This window comes from Plantactinospora sp. WMMB334 (genome assembly GCF_049179095.1).
Taxonomy (GTDB): Bacteria; Actinomycetota; Actinomycetes; order Mycobacteriales; family Micromonosporaceae; genus Plantactinospora.
Genome location: NZ_JBMHME010000002.1, coordinates 2,068,507 through 2,079,074, shown reverse-complemented (window position 1 = coordinate 2,079,074; position 10,568 = coordinate 2,068,507). Strand labels below are relative to the sequence as shown.

10 protein-coding genes are annotated in these 10,568 nt (G+C 73.4%); all 10 read right to left on the bottom strand.

All coding sequences use genetic code 11. The features are described 5' to 3' along the window. Positions 1-10: 10 nt before the first annotated feature. Positions 11-226 (bottom strand): MbtH family protein, encoded by a 216-nt coding sequence (locus ACN27G_RS08920; RefSeq protein ID WP_421492299.1) that lies wholly within the window; start codon positions 224-226, stop codon positions 11-13. A gap of 21 nt (positions 227-247) precedes the next feature. Then, complete coding sequence (gene sbnB / locus ACN27G_RS08915; protein WP_421492298.1) at positions 248-1,273, bottom strand: 2,3-diaminopropionate biosynthesis protein SbnB; 1,026 nt, start codon at positions 1,271-1,273, stop codon at positions 248-250. Further along, positions 1,273-2,256, bottom strand: coding sequence for a 2,3-diaminopropionate biosynthesis protein SbnA (gene sbnA / locus ACN27G_RS08910; protein WP_421497280.1), 984 nt, complete (start codon positions 2,254-2,256; stop codon positions 1,273-1,275). The genes sbnB and sbnA overlap by 1 nt, the downstream gene beginning before the upstream one ends. A gap of 281 nt (positions 2,257-2,537) precedes the next feature. After that, positions 2,538-3,233 carry a hypothetical protein gene (locus tag ACN27G_RS08905; RefSeq protein ID WP_421492297.1) on the bottom strand — a complete coding sequence of 232 codons (696 nt, stop codon included), beginning with the start codon at positions 3,231-3,233 and terminating at the stop codon, positions 2,538-2,540. Continuing rightward, positions 3,227-4,564: a CU044_5270 family protein gene (locus ACN27G_RS08900; RefSeq protein WP_421492296.1), complete on the bottom strand. Its 1,338-nt coding sequence runs from the start codon at positions 4,562-4,564 to the stop codon at positions 3,227-3,229. The genes ACN27G_RS08905 and ACN27G_RS08900 overlap by 7 nt, the downstream gene beginning before the upstream one ends. Before the next feature lie 32 nt (positions 4,565-4,596). Next, complete coding sequence (locus ACN27G_RS08895) at positions 4,597-5,187, bottom strand: RNA polymerase sigma factor (protein ID WP_421492295.1); 591 nt, start codon at positions 5,185-5,187, stop codon at positions 4,597-4,599. Positions 5,188-5,327: 140 nt separating this feature from the next. Next, positions 5,328-7,820, bottom strand: a complete 2,493-nt coding sequence (locus ACN27G_RS08890) for an FtsX-like permease family protein (protein ID WP_421492294.1) — start codon at positions 7,818-7,820, stop codon at positions 5,328-5,330. Then, positions 7,814-8,548: an ABC transporter ATP-binding protein gene (locus ACN27G_RS08885; RefSeq protein ID WP_421492293.1), complete on the bottom strand. Its 735-nt coding sequence runs from the start codon at positions 8,546-8,548 to the stop codon at positions 7,814-7,816. Before ACN27G_RS08885 ends, ACN27G_RS08890 begins: the two co-directional genes overlap by 7 nt. A gap of 131 nt (positions 8,549-8,679) precedes the next feature. Then, positions 8,680-10,275, bottom strand: a complete 1,596-nt coding sequence (locus ACN27G_RS08880) for a condensation domain-containing protein (RefSeq protein WP_421492292.1) — start codon at positions 10,273-10,275, stop codon at positions 8,680-8,682. Continuing rightward, positions 10,272-10,541, bottom strand: coding sequence for an acyl carrier protein (locus tag ACN27G_RS08875; protein ID WP_421492291.1), 270 nt, complete (start codon positions 10,539-10,541; stop codon positions 10,272-10,274). The genes ACN27G_RS08880 and ACN27G_RS08875 overlap by 4 nt, the downstream gene beginning before the upstream one ends. Positions 10,542-10,568: the final 27 nt, after the last annotated feature.

Here is a 10,568-nt window from a genome sequence, read left to right as displayed (position 1 = left end):
GCCGGGGCGGTCAGCTCTGCGCCGCCGCCATCCGCTGGCGCAGGCTCAGCGGGCGCATGTCGGTCCAGACCTCGCCGATCCGGGCGAGGCAGTCGGCACGGGGGCCCTCGGTCCCCTCGGCGTGCCAGCCCGCCGGCAGGTCCCGGTCGGCAGGCCAGATGGAGTACTGCTCCTCGTCGTTGCGGACCACCCGGTAGACCCGGTCGTCGCTCTGCTCGTCAGCCATCGGAAACTCCTCTGTGGTCGGTTACGGCTTGGGTTGTGTCGAGTCCGGCTCGCCGGCCGGGCCGGGCAGGAAGTCGTCGACGCGGATGCCGAGGCCCCGCTCGACGGCGGCGGAGCGGACGAACTCCGCGAGGGCGATGTCCAGGACGCCGAGGCCGAATGGCGAGAAGACCACCGTCCGGTCGGGATCGCGGCGGAAACCGCCGGTGCCGCGCAGGATCCGGCCGATCGGCGCGTCGATGAAGTCGCGGTGTCCCACCTGCTCCTCGGCCAGGTGCAGCGAGGTCCGCTCCCGGCACACGTGGTCGGCGTCGTCCACCACGTTCTGGCTGGCCAGAATGGTTGCCGGGAAGAGGTCGCGGAGCGAGACGTGCAGTACCGTGCCGGGACGCCCCGGACCGAGGTCGAGGTGCGGCTCGGCCGCCGTGGTGGCGATCGAGACCAGGTCGTGTGCGGCGAGGGCCCGACCGGCGTCGGCGGCCAGTGTCACGTGCATCCCGGGGGCCAGGTCGGCGCAGCGCCGGGCGAACGACGCCGCCCGCGCGCAGTCGGTGTCGAAGAGGGTCACCTCGGTCAGCGTCGGCAGCGCGGCGACCAGGAAGCGGAGCACCTCCAGGTTGATCGGCCCGCAGCCGATCAGCGTCGCACCGCTCGGGCCGGGCTCCCGGACCAGCAGCCGGGCGGCGAGCGCGGCGCTGGCGGCGGTCCGCGCGGCCGAGATCAGCGAGCCTTCGAGCAGCGCGGACGGTCGCCCGGTGTCGAGATCGTTGATCACGATCGCGGCGCTGGCCCGCGCCAGCCCGGCGGCGACGTTCCCGGGCCAGGAGGCGATCCACTTCATCCCGGCCGTCGGCGCCTTGCCGCCGACGTACGCGGGCAGCCCGATGATCCGGTTGCGGGGCTGCTCGGGAAAGCGGAGGAACGTCGAGTGCGGCACCGACGTGGCGCCCTCGTCGTGCAGCCGGTACGCCTCGCCGACCAGGTCGACAAGCGCGAGTTCTCGCCCGGCCAGGATCTGCCGCACGTCGTCATGTCCGAGGATCAGCATCAGCCCTCATCACCACCGGTGGCTTCCTTCCAGAGGTGCGACACCTCGCCGAACCGGCTCCGCACCCAGTCGTCGGAATAGATCGTGTCGAGGTAGCGGTCACCACCGTCAGGGAAGATGAGCACGCAGGTGGCGTTCTCCGGGATGCTCGGGGCACGCCGTTCCAGGGCCGCGACGGTGGCCCCGGAGGAGCCGCCGGCCAGGATCGCCTCCCGGGCGGTGAGCCGCCGGCAGGCGGCGACACACTCCAGATCGGTCACGTGGACGACCTCGTCGGCGGCGTCCGGGTCGAAGAGTCCCGGCCGCAGCGAGGCGCCGTGTCCGGGCAGCAGCCGCTCGCTCGGCCGCTGCCCCTCGAAGATCATGCTGCCGACCGCGTCGACCGCGACGATCTTGGTGCGCAGTCCGTGCTGCCGGATGTAGTCGGCACAGCCGCGCAGGGTCCCGCAGGAACTGACCGCGCAGAACAGGTAGTCGACGCCGCCGTCGAGGGCTTCGACGATCTCGCCCATGGTCTGCCGGTGCGCGACCGGGTTGAGCGGGTTCGCGTACTGGTTGGGCCAGAAGGCGTGCGGGATGTTCGAGACCAGCTCGCGGACCCGGCGTACCCGCACCGGCAGGTATTCGCCGCTCTCCGGATCGGGTCGGCTCACCACCTCGACCGACGCGTGGTACGCCCGCAGGATCGCGAGATTCTGTTCGGTCGTCTTGGCGTCCACCACACAGACGAACCGGAGTCCGAAATAGCGGCAGATCTGTGCCAGCCCGACCGCCAGGTTTCCCGAACTCGACTCGACCACCACCGACCGGCCCGGCTGGAGTTCACCGCTGCTGATCTTCGCCAGCAGCATGCTCAGCGCGGTCCGATCCTTGACGCTGCCGCCGGGATTGAACCGCTCCAGCTTCGCGAACACCCGAATCCGAGAGTCGGGTACCAGACGTTCGAGTTCCACCAGGGGCGTGTTCCCGACGGCCGCCAGTATGCCCTTCAGCGCATGCGTTGAACCTTGGTTCGTTGGCACGGCTTTCCCTTCGCGGGTCAGTTACGTTCCCGGAAGACGTCCACCGACGAGTGCCGTTCTCCGGTTGGCGCCGCGCTACTTCTCGGCTCCCCGCCATCCTGCGACCCGCGGCTATACCGGCCCCATATCGAAACTATCTTCGAAAACACACCGGGTCCCGCCACCTGCCCGTTCCTCGACGTGCGATGGCGGGACCCGGAGCTCCGGCCTGTGGCGGCCGAAGCCGCCACGGGCCGGCCGCGCTATCCCCGAAGGCCGTAGGCGCGGATGATGGTCTCGGTCACCGCGTTGCCCTCGTCGTCCTCGGCCGTCGCCCGCAGTGGGACGAACCCGGCGCCGATCGGGTGGTCGACGGTGACATCGCGGTGCGGGCCGCCACCGGTCACGGCGGCCGGTTGCCAGGTCGCGCCGTCGTCGAGCGACACCGCCACGTCCAGCGTGGTGAGCCGGCCGTAGGTCGCACCGGCCTGCCGTCCGACCGTGACGGGAACGGTGGTCCGGCGGCCTGCGGGAGCCCCGTCGCGCGGCAGGGCGCTGCCCATGAGCCTGGCCTTCAGGGTTTCCCCGAAGGCCGACGCGTCGGCCTTGCGCAGTTCGACGGCGCGGCGGTCGACCCGGCCGCCGGCCACCAGCGCCGCGGCGTCCGCCGGGATGACGAACGTGTCACCGCGCGTCTGCCGGACGAAGGACATGTCGCGCCGGCCCGGCCCCGGCGTCACGGTGCGGACCCGTGTGCCGGTGCCCGTCGTTTCGACGAGTACGCGGTCACCGGTCACCAGGGTGATCCAGCGCAGGTCGGCGTGGTCGGCAGCGGATTCGCTGCCGGTGGGGCCGGTCGGGACCGGCGGCGCTCCGGTCGCGGCGGATCCGGTCGCGGCGACGACGGCAAGGACGACCGGGAGCAGGAGTGCCCGCCGGATTCGTCGGATGATCAGCATACCGGCGTCATCTCCGCTCCGGACACCGACCGGCCGCCCTCGGGCGCCTCGTCGACCCAGTCGGACTCGACCAGCAACCGGTAGTCGAACAACGCGCCGGCCGGAACCCACGCGAGGTAGTCGGCCGGGTGCAGCACCCGCGTCTCCAGTGCCAGCGTCCGGCCCTGCTGCGGATCGAAGACGATGCTGACCTGTGTCGGGCCGCCGGAGTTCGCCGCCTGTTCCTCGGGGGTGTCGTTGCGTTCGACGGTCACCGCGACGCCCGCCCGCCCGCGCGCGTCGGTCACCGCGCCCAGCGTGCGTACCCCGGCCAGGTCCGCGAGCACCCGATACGCACCGGCGCGGACCGCCGGCGTGATCGGGGCGCCGAACAGCAGGTTCACGACCGAGTCGAAGATCGACTCACCGGTTTCGACGTCGGTGCCGTGCGGCAGGTTCTGCCGCACGATCGTGTCGGTCAGCCACGCCTTCAGCTCGCCCGGCTCGGACGGCAGCGCCCGGATCTGGGCCGGGGTGAGATATTCACCGGCGACCACGAACCTGGCCTCGCCGGGATCGGCGCGCGTCGTCTCCCCGGTGCTGGCCGCCTCGGCGGTGTACCGCTTCGACGGGTCCGGCGGGCAGTTCGGTGGGGCGTCGATGGGCCACCTCGTCGGTGAGCCGGCTCGCCGCCAGGCGGCCCGGTCGGCATCCGAGGCGGGAGCGGCACCGGCCCACCTGGTGGTGAAGGTGGTGCTGGTCGCGGGGGTGAGGGAATGCCAGGTGGTCTCGATCCGGCGGCCCATGATGGCGTACTCGTCGCCGGGCCGCCCCACGTGCAGCAGCGTGCCCTGCTCGACTGTGGACATCCAGTAGGTGCCCTCGCCGGACGCCGGCTCGGCGAGCGTCTTCTCGGCGGCGGCCAGCAGCAGGCGGCGTGCCGAGCCTGCGGCCTGCCCTGCGCCGGGGATGCCAGGGCTGCCGGGGCTGCCGGGCGAGCCGGGTTCCGTGCTCGTGGCCTGTCCGCCACCGGACGTGGCGGGCGGGCCGAATTCCTGCGACGACACGACGAGCACCACGGCCAGCGCCAGTGCGCCGGCCACGGCCGGCACCATGACCCGGGCGCGCGGGCGGCGTCGCCACCTCGACCCCGCGGCGACGGGCGGTCGACTTCCGCGCCGTGCCCGCGCGGGCCGCGCCGTCTCGTGTCGTGCGTCCGGCGCCGCCGTGGCCGCCGGTGCCGCCGACTCCTCCCGGATCAGCCGCAGCAGCGCACCACGCGCGGCCGCGGTCGTCTCCGGCGACGGCGGATCCACCTGCCGCGCGCCGGACAGCATGTCGAACTCGTCCACTGGGTATCGTGACCTTCCTGGATTCGGGATGTTCAGGCAATGGGGTCGGCATCGTCGAGCGCGGCGCGCAACTGCCGGCGGACCCGGTGCAGCCGGGAGCCGACCGTCCCGACGGGGACACCGAGCGCCCCGGAGGTTTCCTGGTGTGACAGCCCAGCCCAAACGACCAGCAGCAACGTGTCACGGTCCTCGGGCGACAGCCCGGCGAGCGCGGCGACGAGGCGGTCCCGCGCGCTGGACGCCGCGATCCGGGCGTCGACCCGGTCGGTGTCCTCCACGGAGTTCGGCTCGGCCGCCGCCCGCGAGTGGGCGCGGTAGCGCCGCTCCTCGTCACGGCAATGCTCGCGGATCAGGTTGGTGGCGATGCCGTACAGCCAGGAGCGCACCGAGCCGCGCCGTGGATCGAACGAGGCGCGCTGCCGGAACGCGACGAGGAACGCCTCGGCCGCGACGTCGTCGGCGCCGGCCCGGCCGAGGCGACGTGCCGCGTAGTTGTGCAGTGCGGTGAAGTACCGATCGAAGATGGCCGCGAAGCACTCCGGATCGCTCCGCGACCGCAGCACCGCGTCGGAGTCTCCGTCGACTGCCGCGCTGCCCGTGTCAAATACCGGTTTCAGACCCACCCGGTTCCCTTTCATCGGTCAACTGCCTTCAAGGCTGGTTGACCGATGCCTGAGTGGATCTTCACGGGGTCGAGCCGGTCGAGCGCGGCGGCGACGGGTGGTGGCACCGGAGCGGAGCCGGTGCGGGGCGCTGTTGCCGGCTACTCGCGTACGCCGGCCAGCTCGACCGCGCGGGACCGGAAGGCGAGCCGGACCGGCAGCACCGCACCGAGTACGGCCAGCCCGGCACTGATCAGCGCGATCACCGCGACGGTCCCCCACGGCACGCTGACCGGGGTCGCCCCGACGAGCTGCCCGAGGGCGAGCCGCAACCCGGCCAGGTTCACCGCCGACGCCCCGACCGCGAGCAGGATGCCGACGCCGGCCACCAGCAGCGACTCGGCGGCGAAGATCCGCAGCACCTGTGGCGGGGTGGCCCCGGCCAGCCGCAGGATCGCCAGGTCGCGGAGTCGGTCCGAGGTCGACATCACCAGCGTGTTGACGATGGCGATGAAGCAGAAGACGATCGCGATGCCGAGCACCAGCAGCATGCCCAGGGTGCTCGCCTGGCTGTTCTCGCTGCTCTCCTCGCCGAGCCAGTTCTCCGCCGAGACCGCCCGGGCCCCCAGTCCGGCGGTGGCGCCGTCCAGCGCCGTCCGGACGCTCGCCGGGTCGGTGCCGTCGCGGACCGAGACGTAGACCCGGCGGGCCAGGCCGGTGAAGGCGTACCGGGCGGTGCCGGCGTACCTGGTGCTGAGGTAGGCGACGTCGTTGCTGCCCGAGGTGGTGTCGAGCACCGCCACGACCCGCAGCGGCACGATGCCGCCGTCGGCCATGTGCACCTCGACTGTCTCGCCGACCCCGACGCCCCAGTCGTCGTTGACGACGATGGTGTCGTCGCGCAGCTCGGCCGGATCGCCCTCGTCGACCGGCAGGGTGAGGGTGCTGGCCAGCGCGGCCGGGTCGACGGCGAGCGCTTCGTAGTCGGCGAGCCGGTCGTCGTCCCGGGCGTAGACCGTGGTGGGCAGTGCGGCGACCACGTCGACGCCGGGGATCGCCCGGAGCCGTTCGGTGACCGCCTCGTTGACCCCGGGCGTGCCGTCCGGGGTGACGACGAAGTCGGCGACCACCTGGTTGCGCCGGCCGCTGTCCTTGGCCCGGTCGATGGTGGCGGCGGCGCCGAGCAGCGAGATGGAGAGCCCGACGGTCAGCAGCACCGGCGCGGCGGTGGCCGCGGTACGCCGCACCGCGGTCAGCGCACTCTCCCGGACCAGCATCCCGGCGGCCCCGCCGAGCCGGCCGAGCGGCCAGGTGATCAGCCGGGCGATCGGCTTGACCACCACCGGGGCGAGCAGCGCGAAGGCGAGGATCGGGAACATCAGCACCCCGATGTAGCGGGTCGGCACCATCACCATGCCCGGGTTCACCACCGCCACCCAGCCGATGGTGACCAGGCCGAAGGCGAGCGCCAGCAGGCCGTAGAGCCACCGGCCGGAGGTCATGGTGCGGGAGTCGACGGCCGCGTCCCGCAGCGCCTCGATCGGGCGGACGTCGCCGGCCCGGCGGGACGCCGCCCAGACCCCGGCCAGCGCCACGCCGAGGCCGGTGACGAAGGCGATCAGCAGCGGCACCCAGACGGCCGGCCCGGTCGAGACCTCGACGGTGAACCACGGCGGCGCCAGTCCCAGGTCCACCATCCAGCTCGCCAGCAGCGGCGCGGTGGCCAGCCCGAGGGCGCAGCCGGCGACGGCGGAGGCGAGCCCGACCACCGCCGCCTCGGCGAGCACCATCCGGCGTACCTGCCGGGGCGTGGCGCCGACGGTGCGGAGCAGGGCGATCTCCCGCCGCCGCTGGGCGACCGCGAAGGCGAAGGTCGAGGCGACCAGGAAGATCGAGACGAAGCCGGCGACCACGGCGGTGATCGGCAGCAGCGTCTGGGTGTTGTCGATCGCCTCCCGGTCGGCGTTGTAGCTCGGGTCCAGCACGCCGCGCCGGTCGCCGGTGAGCACCTCGGCGTCGCCGCCGACGGCCCGCCGGACCGCCTCCGGCGCGCCGTAACTGACCAGCGCCTCGACCCGGGGGGAGAGCCGGGCCGACTCGGCCTCGGTGAAGAAGACGGCGGACTCGAAGTCGACCGGCGCGGTGACCCCGGCGACGGTGTAGTCGCGCGGCCCGCCGGCGGTGAAGACGGTGACCCGGTCGCCCGGTACGGCGGCGCCGTCCGGCACCACCACCTCGGTGTCGGCCTGCGGCGCCCGGCCGGCGGCGAGCGCGTACGGGGCGAACTCCGCGCTCGACCAGCCGTGCCCGACCTGGTCGTCGGGGCCGCCGTCGAGCTGCGCGTAGAAGGAGCGGACCGGTACGGTGCGGCCCAGCGCGCCGACCTCGGCGGCCAGCGCCTCGGAGATGCCCCGGGCCTGGATCAGCGAACGGCTGCCCGGGTCGTGCCGGGCCGGGTCCCACTCCGGGTCGAGCGCGGCGACCACCACCGGGGCGGCGGCGAACCGCTGCGGTGCCCGCTCGGGGAGCCCGAGGGTGGCGCCGATCTCCAGCCCCATCGCGGCGATCATGCCGGCGCCGAGGGTCAGCGCGACGAAGGTGCCGACGAAGGCGGCCCAGCGGACCCGCAGGGTCTGCCAGGCGATGCTCAGCACGCGCCGACCTCCATCCGGGTCATCCGGGCGGCGATCGTCTCCGCCGTCGGGTTGACCAGCTCGCCGGCGAGGACTCCGTCGGCGAGGAAGACCACCCGGTCCGCCATGGCGGCGGTCACCGGATCGTGGGTCACCATCACGATGGTCTGCTGGTGCCGGTCGACCAGGCCGCGGAGCAGCGCCAGCACCTCCCGGCTGGTGCTGGTGTCCAGCGCGCCGGTCGGCTCGTCGGCGAAGAGCACCGCCGGCCTGGTCACCAGGGCGCGGGCGATCGCGACCCGCTGCTGCTGGCCGCCGGAGAGCTCGGCCGGCCGGTGCCGACCCCGGTTGCCGAGCCCGACCTCGGCGAGCACGGCCGCCACCTCCGACCGGTCCGGCCGGCGGCCGGCCAGCCGCAGCGGCAGCGCCACGTTCTGCTCGGCGGTCAGCGACGGCAGCAGGTTGAAGGCCTGGAAGACGAAGCCGATCTTGTCTCGCCGGAGCAGGGTCAGGGCCGTCTCGCTGAGTCCGGTCAGGTCGGTGCCGGCGATCACGACCCGGCCACCGGTCGGCCGGTCCAGGCCCGCCGCGCACTGCAACAGGGTCGACTTGCCGGAGCCGGAGGGTCCCATGATCGCGGTGAAGCTGCCGGCCGCGAGGCTGAGCGACACGTCTCTCAGCGCGGTGACCGCGTTCTGGCCCGAACCATAGGTCTTACTCAGCGACTCCAGTCGCACAGCCTGCTCCATAGCGAGCATCCAATCACTGATCGTCAGATCGACACAGAAGAAACCACCCTGAGAACCCCCGGAGCGGCGACCCTGAGCTGTCCCGGGTTTCGGGCCGTCCGGCGGCGCCACCGAGCCGTGGTGACCTGGGTTCACTGTCCCGGGCGGACTCCACCGGTGCCCAACGCGAGCAACTGTTCGAGTTGGGCGCTGTCGACGAGGGAGACCCGGTCGATCCGGCGCGTCGGGTCGGCGGTGGCCGCCTCCAGCAGCCGGCAGTAGTGCCCGGTGAGCCGTTCCATGGTCGCGGCATCGAACAGATCCGTGTTGTACCGGAAGGCACCGGTGAGTGAACCGCCGGCCTGGCGCAGCTCCACGTTGAGGTCGAACTGCCCCTCCAGCTGCGGCACGTCGAACACCGCCAGCCGCAGCCCGGCGTACGGGATCTCCGGGCCGACGACGGCGCCCTCCGGCACCAGCGGCAACGGCGGGTCGAACCGGTCCGCCGCCACCATCGTGAAGGCGATCCGGAACAGCGGCGCCCGGCTGGCACCCCGGCCCGCGCCGAGCATCCGGTCCAGCAGGGGGAACGGGTAGCCGACGTGGGCGAGTCCGGCGAGGAGCTCGCGGTGCGCCGCCGCGACCGCGTCGGCGAAGGAGGCGCCGGGCGCGAACGACGAGCGCAGCACCAGCGTGTTGACCAGGTAGCCGACCACGTCCCGCAGTCCTCGGCCGTGCCGGGTCGCCACCGGGCAGCCGAGCGCGAAGTCGTCCTGGCCGCCGTACCGGTAGAGCGTGGCCTGGAAGACCCCGAGCAGGAACGCGAACGGGGTGACCCGGGCCGCCGTGGCCGCCGACCGTACCCGGGCGGCCAGCTCGGCGGAGAGCCGCAGCTCGTGGGTTGCCCCGGCGAAGGTCTGCCGCTCCGGTCGGGGGCGGTCGACGGGGATCACCCCGGCCGGCACCCCGGTGCAGCGGTCCCGCCAGTACCGTTCCAGCCGCTCCCGCCGGGGCGAGTCGAGCAGTGCCCGTTCCGCCTCGACGTGGTCGCAGTAGCTCGCGGTCAGCGGCGCCCAGTCCGGCGGGCCGCCGGCCGCGATCCCCCGGTATCCGGCCAGCAGGTCGCGCAGGAGCAGCCACTGCGAGGTGGCGTCGCTGACGATGTGGTGGGTGACCAGCACCAGGGCGGCGTCGTCGGCGGCACGGCGGAGCAGCACCACCCGGAAGACGTCCCCGGCGCCGAGCCGGAACGGCACCGCGCCGACCGCCCGGGCCAGCCCGAGCAGCCCCTCGTCGGTGCACTCCGGCACGTCCCGGATCTCCAGCCACGGCACGCCTCCCGGACCCGTGCCGTCCGGCGCCCCGGAACCGTCCGCCGGGTCGGGCCCGGCGCCCGCCCGGCTCGCGCCCGCAGCGGGCTGCGGAGCAGGCGTCGGGAGGAACTGCCGGGGTACCCCGTCGACCTCGGCGAAGGCGGCGGCCAGCACCGGATGTCGGGCCACCAGCGCGGCGACGGCCCGGCCGAGCGCCGCGTCGTCCAGCCCGCCCCGGACCCGGACCGCGAGGGTGATGTTGTACGCCGGGCTCTCCGGCGCGAGCCGGTAGAGGAACCAGAGCGCCTGCTGCCCCACCGACAGCGGCTCTCCTACCGACAGCGGCTCCCCCGCCGACAGCGGCTTCCCCGCCGACAGCGGCTCTCCCGGCGGGGACGGCGACTCCACCGGGGTAGCGGCGGTCCGGCCGGTCATCCCCGGGATCCCAGCACGCCGTGCAGGTAGCCGGCGAGGGCGTTGACGGTCGGGTGGTCCCAGGCCATCGTCGGCTCCACCTCGATGTCGAAGCGCTCCTCCACGTCCCCGCTCAGGGTCATCGCGTACACGGAGTCGAGGCCGATCTCGACAAGCGGCGCGTCGTGGTCGATCTCCTCGGCGGGCCGCTGCAGGTAGAAGGCGATCCGGCCGCCCAGCCAGCTGCGGATCGCGTCGACGGAGGTGTCGTGGATGATCCCGGACATGGTGCACTCCTTCAAGGACGGACGGTG

Coding starts and splice junctions, on each gene's coding strand:
- ACN27G_RS08905 (WP_421492297.1), bottom strand. CDS start 3,233: ATGCTGATCATCCGACGAATCCGGCGGGCACTCCTGCTCCCGGTCGTC.
- sbnB (WP_421492298.1), bottom strand. CDS start 1,273: ATGCTGATCCTCGGACATGACGACGTGCGGCAGATCCTGGCCGGGCGA.
- ACN27G_RS08875 (WP_421492291.1), bottom strand. CDS start 10,541: ATGTCCGGGATCATCCACGACACCTCCGTCGACGCGATCCGCAGCTGG.
- ACN27G_RS08920 (WP_421492299.1), bottom strand. CDS start 226: ATGGCTGACGAGCAGAGCGACGACCGGGTCTACCGGGTGGTCCGCAAC.
- ACN27G_RS08885 (WP_421492293.1), bottom strand. CDS start 8,548: ATGGAGCAGGCTGTGCGACTGGAGTCGCTGAGTAAGACCTATGGTTCG.
- ACN27G_RS08880 (WP_421492292.1), bottom strand. CDS start 10,275: ATGACCGGCCGGACCGCCGCTACCCCGGTGGAGTCGCCGTCCCCGCCG.